The following is a 16,359-nucleotide window of genomic DNA, read 5'->3' as shown; positions in this document are numbered from 1 at the left end:
GGACAAGTCGCTTTGCCCACCCAACGATACTGCCGTCGTCCTTGCGAAGACTTCCCCTCACCCTGCAATCGTGGAGAAGGAAGAGCGCTCAGCCGCCGGCCTTGAGCCGTTCATTGCGGCGGCGCAGGCCTTCGAGGGTGGCGAGGAGGATCACCGAGACCGCCGTCAGGATCACCGCCGCTGCTGTAATCGTCGGGCTGATGTTCTCGCGGATGCCGCTGAACATTTCGCGCGGCAGGGTGCGCTGCTCGGGACCTGCCATGAACAGCACGATCACGACCTCGTCGAAGCTGGTCGCGAAGGCGAACAATGCGCCCGAGGCGAGGCCGGGCAGGATCAGCGGCAGGATCACGCGGCGAAACGCTTGAAGCGGCGAGGCGCCGAGCGAGGCGGCGGCGCGCGAAAGATTGGTGTCGAAGCTCTGCAGCGTCGCGCCGACCGTGATCACCACGAAGGGCGTCGCCAGCGCGGTGTGGGCCAGGATCAAGCCGAGATAGCTGCCGGTCAGCCCGATCGGCGCGAAGAAGAAATACAGGCCGACCGCGGTGATGACGCCGGGCACGACGACCGGTGACAGCACGAAGGCCAGCACGAGCGGCTTGAACCTACTCTTCCACTGCGCCAGGCCGAGCGCCGCGAGCGTGCCGAGCACCATGGACAGCAGCGTCGAGGCGACGCCAATGATCATGCTGTTCTTCAGCGAATTCATCCAGCGCGGCGAGCTGATGAAGTCGTCGTACCAGCGCAACGACAGGCCCGGAAGCGGATAGGTCAGGTACGAGCCCGAACTGAAGGACAGCGGCATGATCGCCAGGATCGGCGCGATCAGGAAGATGAACACCAGCGCGGAGACAATGATGGTTGCGGTCCACGCAATGCGCTGGCTCGGCGTGCGGAGGGAAGCATTGTCGCTCAATTCTTCATGCCTCCCGTGACCTGCTGGCCCTGCACGAGCTTGCCGTAGACCAGTGCCAGCAGAATGGTGGCGAGCAGCAGCACCGCACCGAGCGCCGAAGCAAGACCCCAATTGGCTGTTTCGGTGGTGTAGAGCGCGATGAAGTAGCTGATCATCTGATCGGCGGCGCCGCCGACGAGCGCAGGTGTGATGTAGTAGCCGAGCGCGAGGATGAAGACGAGCAGGCTTCCTGCGCCGATGCCGGGCAGCGTCTGCGGCAGGTAGATCCTCAAGAAAGCGGTGAACGGTGGCGCGCCGAGCGAGGCGGCGGCACGCATGTAAGCAGGTGAGATCGCCTTCATGCTGCTGTAAAGCGGCAGGATCATGAAGGGCAGGAGCACGTGGGTCATCGCCACGCAGACGCCGAAGCGGTTGTAGATCAGGCGTAACGGCCCGTCGATGATGCCGAGCCAGTGCAGGCTGTCGTTCACGACGCCCTTGCTTTGCAACAGCACGATCCAGGCGCAGGTGCGAACCAGGAGCGACGTCCAGAACGGCAGCAGCACGAAGATCATCAGCAGGTTCGATCTTCCCGGCGGCAGTGTCGCCAGGAGGTAGGCGACCGGGAAGCCGAGGATCAGGCAGAGCGCGGTGACGCTGAGGCTGATGATGAAGGTGCGGGTGAACAGGCTGCGGTAGATGGCTTGGTCCGGCGGGGCCGCGACGATCGCGCCGTCGACGTTCCTGACAAGGTCGAGCGCCGCCAGCAGGTAGAAGCCCGTGATGGGGCCGCTGGCATCCCTGATCGTCGTCCAGGTGGCGCGTTCGCGCCAGGCCGCATTGATCTTGCCCAGCGTCTCCTTGGCCGCGCCGGGCTCCGGCATCGTCTTCAGATTGCGTGCCGTGCTGGTCAGGATCGTGCGAAAACCGTTGAGTGCGTAATTCAGCCGCTTCGCCGCAATCGCGATGGTGCCAGAGGCGCGCGCCGCCACGATGTCGCTTGCCAGCGCAGCGTACGCCTTTTCGTCCGGCAGGTCCTTGCCGTCCCAATCGGCGAGAGCCGCGACGGTTTGAGGCAGAACCTGACGCACCTCCCTGTCATCGACCGCGCGCCACAGCATGCCGGCGATCGGGCCTGCGAAGGTGAAGAGCAGAAAGACGAGAAGCGGCAGGACCAGCGCCAATGCCTTGACCTGGCGTGTCCGCTCCGCGCGCCTCAATCGGCGCTTGAGCGGCACCTCGGTCGACGCATTGCCGCCGGTCAAGAGCGCATCCGTCATGGGGCGAGCCTTGCGGCGCGCGTTATTTCGCGGCCCATTTATTGAAGCGCTCGGTCAGGCGGTCGATGTTCTCGAGCCAGAAGCCGACGTTGATCTCGACCGCGTTCTTGATGTTGTCAGGCGCCGTCGGCAGGTCCTTCAGAACGGCGGGCTGCAGCTTGCCGGCGGCGTCCTTGTTCGAGGTGCCGTAGGCAATGTTCTCGGAAAGCTTGGACTGGTTCTCCGCCTTGCCGACGAAATCCAGGAATTTGTAGGCCGCGTCCTTGTTCGGGCTGCCCTTCAGGATCACCCAGCTGTCGAGGGTGAACAGCGCGCCGTCCCAGACCATGCCGAAGTTCTTCTTCTCGTTCTTGTTCGCGGTATCGATGCGGCCATTGTAGACCGAGGTCATCGCGACTTCGCCGGAGGCGAGCAGCTGCGGCGGCTGGGCGCCGGCCTTCCACCAGACGAGGTCGCTCTTGATGGTGTCGAGCTTCTTGAACGCGCGGTCGACGCCCTCGTCGGTCGCCAGCACCTTGTAGACGTCCTTCGGCGCGACGCCGTCGGCCATCAGCGCGATCTCCAGCGTGGTCTTCGGGCCCTGACGCAGGGCGCGCTTGCCGGGAATCTTCTTGGTGTCGAAGAAGTCGGCCCAGCCCTTCGGAGCCTCCTTCAGCTTGTCCTTGTCGTAGCCGAGCACAAAGTCATAGAGGATGGCGCCGACGCCGCAGGGATTGACGGATGGCGGGATATAGGCGGCCTCGCCGCCGATCTTGGAATAGTCCATCTTCTCGAACAGACCTTCCTCGCAGCCGACCGCCAGCTCGTCGCTCTCGACCTGGACGACATCCCAGGTGGCGGCGCCGCCCTGCACCTTGGCGCGCAGCACGCCGACGCCGCCGTCCCAGGACTCGTCATTCATGGCAATTCCGGCCGCCTTCTTGAACGGCTCGAAATAGACCTTCTTCTGGGCATCCTGATACGCGCCGCCCCACGACACGACGGTGAGATCACGCGCCTGCCCGACCGTGGCCAGCGCGGCGCTGGCGGTGAAGGCCGCGGCGAAACCCAGAGCAATCTTGCCAATCTTGCGCTTCAGCATGGTCATTGTTCCTTCTTCATATGCGTTGCATTGAGTTCGATCGCTGGATCAGACGGGATCGAGGGCGAGGCAGTCCTCGGGGCGAAAGGTGACGAACACGTTTGCACCATGTGTCAGGCTGTCATGCGCGCCGGGCTGAAGCTTGACCATGAACTCGGCATTCCCCGAGACATCGAGCACGGCCAGCGCGTGGTCGCCGAGATAGATGGTGTTCTGCACCTTGGCCGGCAGCCGGTTCGGTCCGTCACTGGAGCTGCCGTCCGGAATAATAGTGATCCGCTCCGGCCGCACCGACAGCGAGGTCGATGCGCCCGCGCCTGATATGTTGATCGCCCGCGCGGTGACAGTGCCGCCGGCAGCCAGCGCGACGCGGCAATAATCCTTGTCGACCGTCTCGACGGTGCCGGCCAGCACATTGTTCTCGCCGATGAAATGGGCGACGAAGCTGTTCACCGGGTGCTCGTACAGCGCGTCGGGCTTGTCGATCTGCTGCACGATGCCGTCATTGAACACGGCGATGCGGTCCGACATGGTGAGCGCTTCACTCTGGTCATGGGTGACGTAAACGACGGTGATGCCCATCGTCTCGTGCAGTTGCTTGATCTCCAACTGCATCTGCTCCCGCAGGCGCTTGTCCAGCGCCCCTAGCGGCTCGTCCATCAGCACGAGTTGCGGATTGAAGACCAGCGCGCGGGCCAATGCCACGCGCTGCTGCTGGCCGCCGGACAGCTGTCCGGGCCGACGGTGCGCCAGGGTTTCCATCTTGATCATGCGTAACGCCGACCCGACGCGCTCCTCCACGTCCGCCTTGTTCGTCTTGCGCACGGAGAGCGGGAAGGCGATATTCTCCGCGATCGTCAGGTGTGGAAACAAGGCATAGTTCTGGAACACCATGCCGATGTCGCGTTTGTGCGGCGGCATGTTCTTGATCGGCCGGCCTGAGAGGTAGATCTCGCCATGGGTCGGAACCTCGAAGCCGGCCAGCATCATCAGCGTGGTGGTCTTGCCCGAGCCCGACGGGCCAAGCAACGTGATGAACTCGCCCTTCCTGATGTCGAGGTCGAGGTTCTTCACCACGAGATGCTCGCCATCATAGGTCTTCTGAATGCCGGAGAAGCGCACCAGTGCCGGCGCAGGCGTGACCATGCCGGCTTCCATCTTGTCCCTCGCGTTACCCAATACAGTGCTGTCGGCACCTCATTCGAGGTTGCGAGGAACAGCTTAGCACCCTCCGATCAGAATGCCAGCGGCGCAACCGATCAAGAGGCGCCCAGATACGGCGAGCGAAAGCGAGCTACATCCCCGACAGCTTCGTCACCGACACATTCAGCGTGCCGCCGGCTTCCGCGACCACGCGCAGCGTCTTGGAATCGAAGGCGATGTCGGCCAGCGTCAGGCTGTCGATCTTGGCGTCGACCTTGACACCGTCCTCGCTTTTCTGGAAGTCGGCGATGACGCCAGCGATCTTCTCGCGCGCGTTCGCCGCAATCGGCTTCAGGTCGAGCGTCGCCCTCTGCAGCAACGCCTGCTGCATCTGCGGCACCACCGCGCGCGCCGCGGCACCCAAGAGGCCAAAAGCGGCTTCCGACTCCACCGCGAGCTGGATGTCGGTGAGCCGCAGCGTCTGCTGGGCCTGATCGAGCACCGGCCGGCCCCAGATGTGCACGGTCGCCTCGGCGCCGAGACCGAGCCAGCTCTTCTTTTCCTTGGCGCGGACCAAAAGCGAGATCAGCAGGCGCTCGCCCGACGGGATCACGTTGACGCTCTTGACGGTGACGTCGACCGGGCCGGAGCCGTCCTCGGGATAGGTGTGGCCGACCATCTGCGCGGCGATCAGCTTGTTGATCTCGGTGAAGGGCACGTCGATGGGCACGCCGATGTTCACGCCGGTGCCGGTCGGCGGCACGATCGCGATCTTGTCGGGGAACGGGCAGTTCGGCTTGGTCTGCGCCGACGTCACGCGCGTCTCCGCTTCCAGGCCCATCAGCAGCGTCACGGCCTGCGCGTCCACGCGCGGCTGCGCGGCAATGGCGCGGATCGGCTTCATCTCCAGCCAGAGCGGCGGAAGCGCGGTCGAGCCCGAGCCCTGCAGGGGGATCGAGCGGCAGGCCTTGGCCCATTGCAGCTTCGCATTCTCGCGCAGGCTCGGATCGTTGCGGATGCGTTCGGAGACGATGTTGATCTGCTCGCCGACATTCTTGTCGATCAGCGGCTTAACCTGCGCCGGAACGTTGACCTTGGCGCCGGCGACGTTGAGATTGGTATCGCCGAGATTGACCTGGGCGCCAAGATTGGGCTCGAGATGCCAGTTGGCCGCAAGCTTCGGGCGCGAGGTGACGACCACGTTGCCCTTGATCTCGGCGCTGGCGTTCAAATTCTTGATGTTGACAGCGCCGATCCGTTTCGCTGCGTCACCGCCAAGCACGCTGCCGAGCGCGTCGCCGAGCGCGCCTGTGGCCTTCGCCGACAGCGAGCCCGTCACGTTCAGCTTGCCGCTCAGCGGTGTCGAGATCGTCAGCACGTCCTTGTCGCCGGCAGTCGCCATCGGCCCGCGCACGGCAGTCCAGCCGATATCGGCGTTCTCCAGGATCTGCGAGATCGGGTTGTCGGCCTTTCCTGCGAAATTGCGCGGGGCGGCCTTCTCGGCCTGGTCGCGGATCGCCGACAGCGCGATGGCGACCGGCGCCACCACGATCGAGCTCTTCGCGACCGGCGGCAACGGCGGCAGTTGCGCCACCGGCGGCGCGGAGTTCGTCGCGCGCGGCGACAGCCAGTCCATGGCCTTCAAGCTGATGAAGAATGACGCCGCGAGCACTACGACGGCGATCGTGATGGTCTTCAAGTTGAACGTCAGTCGCATCGATCCCCCAGGCCGCCCCGGCTGGGATTTTACAGGGCAGGCGAGGAGGGCGCTAGAGCGCACCGATGGGGTGGAATTGGGGCGAATGGGTTAACGGCAGCGACCGCATCGCTGCCGTGCATTCAGGCCATCGTCGGGGGCTAGCCGCGCCGGGGACGGCGGACCGCTCTCACATTGCCGTTAGGGCCACCGCCGCAGAAGAAGCGGTCACCGCCGTCGGACTCCAACCCTGACACCATCGTTCCGGCAGGCAGGTCGAGCTGCTCGAGCACCTTGCCTGTGGCGGGATCGATCCGCCTGATATCGCTATCCTCGCCCTCCCAGGTGCCGTGCCAGAGCTCGCCGTCGACCCAGGTCACCCCGGTGACGAAGCGCTTGCTTTCGATGGTGCGAAGGACCTTGCCCGTGTCCGGATCGACCTGATGGATCTTGCGCTCGCGATATTGCCCGACCCACAGCGAGCCCTCGGCCCAGGCCAGGCCGGAATCGCCACCGCCACCCGGCGCCGGGATGCTGGTGAGCACCTTGCCCGAGGCCGCATCGATCTTCTGGATGCGATCCTCGGCGATCTGGAACAGGTGCCGGCCATCGAACGCCGTTCCCGCATGGGCTGCGACATCGAGGGAGCGCGCGACCTTGCCGCTATCAGGATCGACTGCATTCAGCTTGTCGCCGGATGCGAACCAGACATGGCTGCCATCATAGGTGACGCCGTGCACGGCCTCGACGCCCTCAAACGGCCCGTACTCCCTGACGATCTCGGCGGCTGAACGCTTCATGTCTCGCTCCCTGTGATGTGCTCCTACCTTACGTCTTCAGCAGTGGCGTGGGGAGTAACAAGCCTGTCGGGAAACCCGGGACGGGCGGCGTCATCCAGCGCCGCGCCCGTCCATGTCCGAACGACTGCACCTTGTTCGATCGCGCCAGCTCGTCGAGCGCGCGCTGCACGGTGCGCGCACTGGTTCCCAGCGCCAGCGCGAGCGCAGAGCTCGACCACGGCTCGCCATCGGAGAGGAAGGCGAGGACAGCGGCGTGCTTCTCCTCGACGGGCCGCGCCAGCACCATGACCTGCCGCGTCTTGCGCGGGGTCAGCGCAAAGCCTTGCTTCGTGGCGCCGACATCGGCCACAGGCTTGAGCTTGGCGCGGAGGCGGCCGATCTCCACGCGCAAGCGCGCGCGATGCGATTCATCGACGTGCCTTGCGCCGAACGCTCCGGTGATGAGCTTTTCTCGCGAGACGTCCGCGGGCCAGGCCTGCGCCAGGAGGCGGACGAGCGCGAACAGCACTGGGCGAGTCCCGAGCGATAGGATCGTGGCTCGCCTGCGCACCGAATGATGGAACGTGTCCACGACCAGCGCGTCCGAGGTCGCGAGCTCCTCGACCTGCTCCAGCAGCAACGGACATTCGCCGCCATGCGTGATCAGGCGTGCTGCGGGTGTATCGAGCACGCGGTTCGTGCTCTCGACCTCGGCTGTCAGCCCAGGGATGCCCGCCAGGCTCGCTGCGTCGGTCGCCCGGGCAAGCGCCGCGCGCGCGTCTTTGGTTCTGAGCCGCCGTATTGCGATGCCGGCGACCACGAGCTCGCGGACGACCTGCGGGGCAGGCGGAAGCGGAGAGGTGCCGAGCTCGGCGAGGATACGCTCGGCGTCGTCGAGCCGTCCGACGAGAAGAAGACGTCGTGCCTCGATGTGGCCCGCATGCGTGGCATTGGCGACATCGCCGTGCTTTTCGAGCGTCGTCCGTGCCGCCGCGAGCGTCTTCGCCGGCCAGCTCAGGTCGCGCGAGACCAGCGCAATCTCGGCTTCGGCCACCACGCATCTGGCGCGCGCCACCGCCTCGCGCGGACCGAACGCGCGCGCCGCGCTTCGCAGCAGCGTCTTCGCCTTCGCGAGATCGCCGAGCTGCGCCATCGCGATGCCGCGCAGCGGCAGCGACGGCGCATCGTTGCGCAGCGCGACGCGGTTCAGAGCGCCGAGCGGATCGCCGGCCTCGAGCGCGCGCGCGGCGGCGGTGATCAGCGACTCCATGTCAATCCCGCCACACTTGTTACTCCCACCGCGCAACCGCGAGGTGCCAGAATTCGTTGACGGCCGACAAGGTGCGGTGACGGGCGAGCGGTTCCGCGAGACGCGGAGTGATCGCCCAGGCAAAACGTCAAGCAAGGAATTCGGAGAGTCATGATGACATTAGCCCAAAACGAACGGAACAACGGACAGGCAGGCATGCAAACACCGCCGGTGGTGTCGCCGCAGGACTGGGAGGCCGCCCGTCAGCAACTGCTCGTGAAGGAAAAGGCCCATACCCGTGCCCGCGACGCCCTGGCCGCCGAGCGCCGGCGCATGCCGTGGATGGAAGTGAGCAAAACCTATGCGTTCGAGGGGCCCGGCGGCAAGGTCAGCCTGCTCGACCTGTTCCAGGGCCGGCGGCAGCTGATCGTCTACCGTGCCTTCTTCGAGCCCGGCGTGTTCGGCTGGCCCGATCACGCCTGCCGCGGCTGCTCCATGGTGGCGGACCAGGTCGCCCACGTCGCGCACCTCAACGCCCGCGATACCACGCTGGTGTTCGCCTCACGCGCGCCGCAGGCCGACATCATCAGGCTGAAGCAGCGGATGGGCTGGACCATGCCGTGGGTCATCGTTACCGACAGCTTTGACGCCGATTTCGGCGTCGACGAATGGCATGGCACGAACGTGTTCTACCGCGACGGCAACCGCATCTTCCGCACCTATTTCGTCAAGAGCCGCGGCGACGAGCAGATGGGCGGCACCTGGAATTATCTCGACATCACGCCGCTCGGACGGCAGGAGGTCTGGGAGGATTCGCCAAAGGGCTATCCGCAGACGCCGACCTACAAATGGTGGAACTGGCACGACAGCTACACCGAAGGCGCGGCGCCCGACAAAAAATGGGTCGAGATCTCCGACGCCGGCGAGAAGGCCTTTCGCGACGAGGCCGCGAAAGGACGTGACTAGTCCGCTCAACGCAACGGCCGGCGCCGGTCGCGATGGCGTGGTGGCTGCGCGCCATCTCGCCAAGTGGCTGGCCTTGGCGGCGACGCCAACCTTCGCGATCATGGCCGTGCTGACGGCCATGATCGGGGGTGGGCCGGACATGCTGTGCGGCGCCGGGCAGGGATCTGTGCTCGGCGGCATGGTGCCGATGTATCTCTTGATGAGCGCGTTTCACTCGGCGGCGTGGCTGAGGTTGATTGCGGAGCGGCGGATTCGTTAGGGCGTCCCACCTGCCTGCAAATAAGCAACGATCTTCCCCGCTTCCTCCGCCGAGATGCCGCCATAGGGCTGCATCTTGTTGCCGGAAACGACCTCGTCCGGCTTGACCATGAAGCGCGCGAGCTTGTCCTGGTCCCAGACGAAACCGGCATCCTTCATCGCAGAGGAATAATTATAGTCCGGGAGCGCGCCGGCCTTGCGTCCCAGAATCTTGTTGAGGTTGGGGCCGAGACGGTTGTCGCCTTCCTTCACGGAATGGCAGGTGCGGCAGGAATTGTTGAAGGCTTGGTGGGCTGCCTCGTTGCCCGCAGGCTGCTGCGCGAGCGAGGGGGTCGAGAGAAGCAGTGTCACTGCTCCGGCGGCCGCAATCGTGCGCAGCGATGAACTTCGTGACGTCTGCAGGCGTGATTGCATTTGCGCCTCCATCGGGGACCCGCGCCGCAGCAAGCGCGCGCCGGAATGTCGAGGGCAAACGAAAGCGGCCCCGGGGATGTTCCGGGGCCGTTTGCGTCACAATGTCCTGTCGGTTCAGCGCGTCGCGGTTCCGAGCTCCGCTCTCCGTTCCGTCATCGGCAGCACAATCACCTTGGTGCCGACGTTGACGCGGGAGTAGAGGTCGGAAACGTCATCATTGGTCAGGCGAATGCAGCCGGAAGAGACGCGCTTGCCGATGGTGTCGGGGGCGTTGGTGCCGTGGATGCGGTAGATGGTGCCGCCGAGATACATGGCGCGGGCGCCAAGCGGGTTACCGGGGCCACCGGCCATGTGGCGCGGCAGATAGGGCTGGCGGGCGATCATTTCCGGCGGCGGAGTCCAGGCCGGCCACTCTGCCTTTCTGGTGACGGACTGCGTGCCCGACCAGGTGAAGCCGTCGCGGCCGACGCCGATGCCGTAGCGCAGCGCCTGGCCGTTGCCGAGCACGTAATAGAGATAGGTGTTGGGCGTATCGATGATGATGGTGCCCGGCGCCTCACGCGTCGCGTAGGACACGGTCTGGCGACGGAAGCGTGCCGGCATCTCCACGGCGTCCTGATCTTCGGACGGCTCGGTCTGATAGGTCGGTGCCTGGTAGGGCTGATAGGGCTGGATCGGCTGCGGCGCGGCGAACGGCGGCAGCGGCTGGAAGAAGGGGAAGAGCTGCACTGGCGCGGCCTTGGCTGCGCCTGCGAATGCGATCGCGGAGACCGCGACTGCGCCAAAAGCAACGGCGCGCGAAAACGTCTTGAACGTGTCCAGATTGAACATGTGATCGCCCCTGTTTGCTCGGTGGTCTCGGCCACCGCGGCACCGTTGCGGTGCTCCGTTGCGCAAGATCACTAACGGCAAAACGTTTCGGGACATTTGCGCGGAAAACCGAAAACGGTTTCACGGCGGCAAGGATTGTTTCATGACAGTTTCGTGGCCGCAGGCGCCCGTTAACGAACAAAACGGTGGGCCGACACTTCTGTGACGTCACACGCCTGAAATATCCTTCGTTGATGGTCGGAAACCGAGAATCATCAAACTCTCGGGATTTCCCCATGCGGGTATTAATCGCGACTGACGCCTGGCATCCCCAGGTTAACGGTGTGGTCCGCACCCTGACCTCGCTGGCGAATGCCGCCAAGGCCCTCGATGTCGAGATCGACTTCCTGACGCCGGACGGCTTTCCGTCCTGGCCACTGCCGACCTATCCGGGCCTGCGCATCGCGCTGCCGAGCGGAAAGGAGATCGCGCGACGGATCGAGAAGGCTGCGCCGGACGCGCTCCACATCGCGACCGAAGGTCCGATCGGCTGGGCCGCGCGGGCCTATTGCCGTCGCAACCGGCTTGCCTTCACCACGTCCTACACGACGCGCTTTCCCGAATATGTTGCGGTGCGGACCGGCATCCCCGCCGCCGTCGGTTATGCCGTGCTGCGCCACTTCCATGATGCCGCGGCGATGACGATGGTGGCGACGCCCTCGCTGCGCCAGGAGCTCTCCGAGCGCGGCTTCAAGCGGCTCGGCTTCTGGACCCGCGGCGTCAACACCGAGCTGTTTCATCCCGATCATCCGGCACGGCTCGATCTGCCGGGGCCGATCTTCATGACCATGGGCCGGGTCGCGGTGGAGAAGAATCTCGAAGCGTTTCTTTCGCTCGATCTGCCCGGCACGAAGGTCGTCGTCGGTGACGGCCCGCAGAAGGCGGCGCTCGAGAGGAAATATCCGGACGTGGTGTTCCTCGGCGAGAAGAAGGGCGCGGATCTCACCGCGCATCTCGCCGCCGCCGACGTGTTCGTGTTTCCGAGCCTGACCGATACGTTTGGCGTGGTGCAGCTGGAGGCGCTGGCCTGCGGCACGCCGGTTGCGGCGTTTCCGGTGACGGGCCCCAAGGACGTCATCGCCGATCACCCGATCGGCGCGATCGACCACGATCTGCGTACCGCGTGCCTGCGCGCGCTCACCATGTCGCGCGAGACCTGCCGCAACTTCGCGCTGGAGCGTTCCTGGGAAAACAGCGCGCGCCAGTTCGTCGGCAATCTCACCTCACTTCAGCCCAGCCGCGTCCTGCGCGCCTCGCCTCGCATGGCGCGGCGGCCGGTGCGCGGTTGATCTTTCATTTGAACCACAGCGAGAACCTCATCGATGGCTAAGATCATGAACCTTGACGGCACCCAGCAGCTCGACCTCACGCGTGGCACGGTCGAGCAGGCCTATGACCGCTGGGCGCCTGTCTACGATCTCGTGTTCGGCGGTGTGTTCGCCAAGGGCCGGCAGGCTGCGATCGCGGCCACCAACAAGATCGGCGGCCGCGTGCTCGAGGTCGGCGTCGGCACCGGCATCTCGCTGCCGCTCTATGCACCGAATCTGCGCATCTTCGGCACCGACATCTCGGAAGCGATGCTGGACAAGGCGCGCCAGCGCGTCACTGAGGGCAAGCTGAAGAACGTCGAGGGGCTCGCGGTGATGGATGCGGAGAAGCTCGAATTCCCCGACAATTCCTTCGACGTCGTGATGGCGCAATATGTCGTCACCGCCGTGCCGAACCCGGAGAAGGCGCTCGACGAATTCGCCCGCGTGCTGCGTCCCGGCGGCGAGCTGATCATCCTCACCCGCGTCAGCGCCGACGCCGGCATGCGCCGCTTCATCGAGCAGAAGCTGCAGCCGGTGGTGCGTCCGCTCGGCTTCCGCACCGCCGAGTTCGCCTGGTCGCGCTATGCCAAATGGCTGGCCGGCGCCCACGGCATCGAGCTCGCCGAGCGCCGCCTGATTCCGCCGCTCGGCCATTTCTCGCTGGTGCGCTTCCGCAAGGTCGACGTCGCCAAAGCGGCGTGAGCTGAAGCTCACGCGTTAAGTGCGTCATCGCGCCGCTGCACATCGTCACATGACAAAATGATGATGTCACACGGCCTACATCGAATCCCTGTAATCCCGTACCCGAAAGCATTTTGGGGGAGAGCATGATCAAGAATTATCTCGAGCAGCTGCGGATCCAGCGCTGGGACGACCATCGCTACTATCACCACAGCCGCATCAACCAGAGCCTGCACTTCGTCAGCGCGCTGAGCTTTCTCTTCGCCTATGTCTGGCTGTTCATCGATCCCGTCGTCTCCGCGCTGGTCGGCTGGCTGGTCTCGATGACCTCGCGCCAGGCCGGTCACTTCTTCTTCGAGCCGCACGGCTACGACCACATCAACCAGGCCACCCACGAGCACAAGGAAGAGATCAAGGTCGGCTACAACCTGCAGCGCAAGGTGGTGCTGATGGCGATCTGGGCGGCTTCTCCGCTGGTGCTGTTCGCCGATCCGACTCTGTTCGGCCTGTTCACCCCCTGGGCGAGCGCGACCGACTTCATGCGGCAGGTCGCCAAGATCTGGCTCGTGGTTGGCGGCGGCGGTCTGTTGTTCCGCACCGTGCACCTGTTCTTCATCCGTGACGTCGAAACCGGCCTCGTCTGGATGACCAAAATCCTGACCGATCCCTTCCACGATCTGATGCTCTATCGCAGCGCGCCGCTCGCCCTGATGCGCGGCGAGCTGATGGACCCCGGCCTGCACCTCAACCCCGAGCACACGCTGGGCCTCATCGGCGAGCCCACGCTCGAAGAGCAGCACGCCTGAGCGCGCTGCGTACACGACACACTCCGATGTCTAATGGTTGCGTCATGCCCGGGATTGTCCCGGGCATCCACGTCTTGGGGGCTTCTTCTTCGCCTCTCCCCGCTTGCGGTCGGACAATCGCATATGGTGCACACAGTGCAGCGGCAAAGGCAGCGGGCTCCCTCTCCCGCTTGCGGGGGAGGGCTGGAGTGGGGGTGTCTCGGCGTCGGGATTGTCGGGGATTGCTGAGGGTGCCCCTACGCGGCGAGAACCCTCACCCGCCGCGCGCGGGACGATGCTTTCGCATCGCCCGGGGCGCGTCGGCCTCTCCCGCAAGCGGGAGAGGCGGAGCAAGCCCGCGCAGTGTGGCCTCAGCGCCCGAAGCGCTTGGCCAGCATCTCCTTCAGGATCTGCCGCTTGATCTGCTTGTTGGTGAGCACGCCGTCGTGCCACCAGAAGCCGTCCGCCTTCATCTTCCCGGCGGCGCGGACGAAGCGTTCGGCAACCTCGGTGAAGTCGGCGTCGGTGTAGTTCAGGCTGAAGATCAGCCGGCCGGTGCCGACCCAGCTCAAGGACAGGCCTTCGGCGCGCAGATAATATTGCAGCATCCAGTTGTAGCGGGACGGCGTGGTGTATTTCACCGTCCAGATCGACGAGAAGTTGGCGAACCGCACCGGCAGGCCGGCGTCGGTCATCATCTGGTTGAGCTTCTGCACGCGGCTATTCCAGGTCGCGTCCAGCCCGTCATAGATGGCGCGGAAGTTCGGGCTGGCGAGCCGGCTCAGGAACTCGTCCATGGCCGTCATGACGTAGGGATGCGAGTTGAAGGTGCCGCGGGCAAAGCAGATGTCGGCGGGCCGGTCGTCGCGGAAGCGGCGCATCAGCTCGCGCTTGCCGCAGACCATGCCGACCGGCAGGCCGCCGGCGAGGCTCTTGCCGTAGGTCACCATGTCGGCGCGCACGCCGAAATATTCCTGGGCGCCGCCAGCGGCGAGGCGGAAGCCGACGAAGACCTCGTCGAAGATCAGCACGATGCCGCGCTCGGTGCAGACTTCTCGCAGCCTCGCAAGCCACTCGGTGTAGGCCGCGCGATCGAAATTGCCGCCGCGAGAGGAATCCACCAGCGAGGAATCGCCGGGCGCGTTGGCGTTGGGATGCAGGCCCTGCAGCGGATTGACCAGCACGCACGCGATGTCCTTGCGGGTGCGCAGGACGTGCAGCGTCTTCTCGGACATTTCGGCGAGGGTGTAGGTCTCGTGCGCGGGAATCGGGTTGCCGACGCCGGGCTGCACGTCGCCCCACCAGCCGTGATAGGCGCCGGCGAAACGAACCAGATGCGTGCGCTTGGTGTGGTAGCGCGCAAGCCGCACCGCCTGCATCACGGCTTCGGTGCCGGACATGTGGAACGAGACTTCGTCGAGGCCGGAGATCTGGCACAGACGCTGCACGTTATCGAGGATGACGGGATGATAGGGGCCGAGCACGGGACCGAGCGCATGCGCGCGCTTCTCGGCGCCCTCGATGCACTCCTTGTAGAAGTCGTTGCCGAAGATATTGACGCCGTAGGATCCCGTGAGGTCGTAGGACGTGTTGCCGTCGACATCCGTGACGGTGACGCCGCTGGACGATTCCATGAAGGTCGAGGTGCCCAGGTGCTCGCGGACGAGGCGCGAGAACTGGAATGGCACGCGGTAGCTCTCGGTGAAGTGCAGGTCGGAGATTGTCTCCGCCGCTTCCTTCGTCATCGCGCGTCCCTTGGGATAGCGCTCGGCGTAGAGTTTGGCGAGACGGAAGAAGGCGTCCTTGCGCTGCGTCACGACGTTATCAGGCGCGCCATCGCAGCCGAAATACTGATCCCCGCTGAACTCGTAGAACGGGAGCAGCTTCGCCACCCGGCGCGACATCTTGGAGTGCCCGGCGAGAGAGCGGTGCTTGGCGCGGGACAACTCGACCCGCGCCTTGATCTTCGGGAAGACGGCGGCAGCGGACGCTGCGGCGGCCACGGACATCGAGAGAATCGGCAGTGTCGTTTCCATGACAACAAGCGCTAACCCTGTGAGCTGACAGATTCATGACAGTCAAAGCCCTCATAGCCTCTTTCACCCAGCAGGAAGACCTCAACTTCCTGTTGACCAACCGCATTCCGCGCGCGGCCCTGACCCGCTTCATGGGCTGGTTCTCCAAGATCGAGAATCCGCTCGTGCGAGACTTCTCGATCGCGCTGTGGAAGCTGTTCTCCGACCTCGATCTGTCCGAGGCACGCAAGACGCATTTTAGGAGTCTGCACGATTGCTTCACCCGGGAGCTGAAGCCGGGCCTGCGACCCTTTGATCCGGATCCTTCCACTGTCGCCAGCCCCTCTGACGGCATCGTCGGCGCCCACGGGAAGATCGCCGACACCGAGCTGTTTCAGGTCAAGGGCGCGCCCTATTCGCTGCTCGACCTGCTCGGCGATTCCGCGCTGGTCGACCAGCACCGCAACGGCTCCTTCGTCACGCTGCGGCTGACCTCGAGCATGTATCATCGCTTCCATGCGCCGTTTGACGCGCATATCGAGCGTGTCACGCTGATCCATGGCGATGTCTGGAACGTCAATCCGATCGCCTTGAAGCGGGTCGAGCGTCTCTTCTGCAAGAACGAGCGCGCTGTGATCCGGACGCATCTTTCGACCGGCGAGGCGGTGACGCTGGTGCCGGTCGCCGCGATCCTGGTCGCGAGCATCCGCCTGCACTTCCTCGACATGGTGCTGAACGCGCAGACCCGCGGGCCGGTCAATTTCCCCTGCGACGTCAACGTGGCCAAGGGCGAGGAGCTCGGCTGGTTCGAGCACGGCTCGACCATCATCATCCTCGCGCCCGGCGATTTTACCTTTTGCGAGGGCATCGCCGAGGGCACGCGCATTCGTGCAGGAGAGGCGCTGTTGAGGAGAGGATAGCCTTCAATCCGCCGCGT

16 protein-coding genes are annotated in these 16,359 nt (G+C 65.0%); 6 read left to right on the top strand and 10 right to left on the bottom strand.

The features are described 5' to 3' along the window. Positions 1-88: 88 nt before the first annotated feature. The 7 genes from GGD61_RS10525 to GGD61_RS10495 form a co-directional block, all read right to left on the bottom strand. Complete coding sequence (locus tag GGD61_RS10525; RefSeq protein WP_177236969.1) at positions 89-916, bottom strand: ABC transporter permease; 828 nt, start codon at positions 914-916, stop codon at positions 89-91. After that, positions 913-2,175, bottom strand: a complete 1,263-nt coding sequence (locus GGD61_RS10520) for an ABC transporter permease (protein WP_183230673.1) — start codon at positions 2,173-2,175, stop codon at positions 913-915. Before GGD61_RS10520 ends, GGD61_RS10525 begins: the two co-directional genes overlap by 4 nt. A 22-nt stretch (positions 2,176-2,197) precedes the next feature. Continuing rightward, a complete protein-coding gene (locus GGD61_RS10515) occupies positions 2,198-3,256 on the bottom strand; it encodes an ABC transporter substrate-binding protein (protein WP_026202048.1) in 1,059 nt (352 codons plus the stop codon). A 48-nt stretch (positions 3,257-3,304) separates the two neighbouring features. Beyond that, complete coding sequence (locus tag GGD61_RS10510; protein WP_092253522.1) at positions 3,305-4,414, bottom strand: ABC transporter ATP-binding protein; 1,110 nt, start codon at positions 4,412-4,414, stop codon at positions 3,305-3,307. Between the two features lie 136 nt (positions 4,415-4,550). Further along, complete coding sequence (locus GGD61_RS10505) at positions 4,551-6,116, bottom strand: DUF4403 family protein (RefSeq protein ID WP_092253520.1); 1,566 nt, start codon at positions 6,114-6,116, stop codon at positions 4,551-4,553. Between the two features lie 140 nt (positions 6,117-6,256). Continuing rightward, positions 6,257-6,895 carry a PQQ-binding-like beta-propeller repeat protein gene (locus tag GGD61_RS10500; RefSeq protein WP_018318637.1) on the bottom strand — a complete coding sequence of 213 codons (639 nt, stop codon included), beginning with the start codon at positions 6,893-6,895 and terminating at the stop codon, positions 6,257-6,259. Positions 6,896-6,923: 28 nt separating this feature from the next. Continuing rightward, a complete protein-coding gene (locus GGD61_RS10495; protein WP_183230672.1) occupies positions 6,924-8,144 on the bottom strand; it encodes a helix-turn-helix domain-containing protein in 1,221 nt (406 codons plus the stop codon). A 153-nt stretch (positions 8,145-8,297) separates the two neighbouring features. Here GGD61_RS10495 and GGD61_RS10490 point away from each other — a divergent pair, with 153 nt between their 5' ends. Beyond that, positions 8,298-9,089: a DUF899 domain-containing protein gene (locus GGD61_RS10490; protein ID WP_409362460.1), complete on the top strand. Its 792-nt coding sequence runs from the start codon at positions 8,298-8,300 to the stop codon at positions 9,087-9,089. Next, positions 9,082-9,348 (top strand): hypothetical protein, encoded by a 267-nt coding sequence (locus tag GGD61_RS10485; protein ID WP_092253514.1) that lies wholly within the window; start codon positions 9,082-9,084, stop codon positions 9,346-9,348. The genes GGD61_RS10490 and GGD61_RS10485 overlap by 8 nt, the downstream gene beginning before the upstream one ends. Here GGD61_RS10485 and GGD61_RS10480 read toward each other — a convergent pair. Both GGD61_RS10480 and GGD61_RS10475 read right to left on the bottom strand, forming a co-directional pair. Further along, positions 9,345-9,761, bottom strand: a complete 417-nt coding sequence (locus GGD61_RS10480; protein WP_049814899.1) for a cytochrome c family protein — start codon at positions 9,759-9,761, stop codon at positions 9,345-9,347. The genes GGD61_RS10485 and GGD61_RS10480 overlap by 4 nt on opposite strands. A 114-nt stretch (positions 9,762-9,875) precedes the next feature. Then, complete coding sequence (locus tag GGD61_RS10475) at positions 9,876-10,592, bottom strand: L,D-transpeptidase (RefSeq protein WP_018318642.1); 717 nt, start codon at positions 10,590-10,592, stop codon at positions 9,876-9,878. Positions 10,593-10,867: 275 nt separating this feature from the next. Between GGD61_RS10475 and GGD61_RS10470 the strand changes: the two genes are divergently transcribed. The 3 genes from GGD61_RS10470 to GGD61_RS10460 all read left to right on the top strand — a co-directional run bounded on the left by GGD61_RS10470 (position 10,868) and on the right by GGD61_RS10460 (position 13,428). Then, entirely contained in the window at positions 10,868-11,920 is a 1,053-nt protein-coding gene (locus GGD61_RS10470) for a glycosyltransferase family 1 protein (protein WP_183230670.1), read from the top strand. Positions 11,921-11,953: 33 nt separating this feature from the next. Beyond that, complete coding sequence (locus tag GGD61_RS10465) at positions 11,954-12,643, top strand: methyltransferase domain-containing protein (RefSeq protein WP_095426049.1); 690 nt, start codon at positions 11,954-11,956, stop codon at positions 12,641-12,643. A 125-nt stretch (positions 12,644-12,768) separates the two neighbouring features. Next, the gene (locus tag GGD61_RS10460) at positions 12,769-13,428 is read left to right on the top strand and encodes a hypothetical protein (protein WP_018318645.1); all 660 of its coding nucleotides are present in this window, start codon (positions 12,769-12,771) and stop codon (positions 13,426-13,428) included. Between the two features lie 350 nt (positions 13,429-13,778). Here GGD61_RS10460 and GGD61_RS10455 read toward each other — a convergent pair whose 3' ends face one another. After that, entirely contained in the window at positions 13,779-15,443 is a 1,665-nt protein-coding gene (locus GGD61_RS10455) for an aminotransferase class III-fold pyridoxal phosphate-dependent enzyme (RefSeq protein ID WP_183230669.1), read from the bottom strand. 35 nt (positions 15,444-15,478) lie between these two features. On the opposite strand from GGD61_RS10455, the gene asd reads away from it, so the two are divergent. Next, positions 15,479-16,342: an archaetidylserine decarboxylase gene (asd, locus tag GGD61_RS10450; RefSeq protein WP_092253506.1), complete on the top strand. Its 864-nt coding sequence runs from the start codon at positions 15,479-15,481 to the stop codon at positions 16,340-16,342. Positions 16,343-16,359 lie beyond the last annotated feature (17 nt).

It is taken from the genome of Bradyrhizobium sp. SBR1B, assembly GCF_014198205.1.
GTDB lineage: Bacteria > Pseudomonadota > Alphaproteobacteria > Rhizobiales > Xanthobacteraceae > Bradyrhizobium.
The sequence above is the reverse complement of the archived record's forward strand: the minus strand, read 5'-3'. Positions and strand labels throughout refer to the sequence as shown.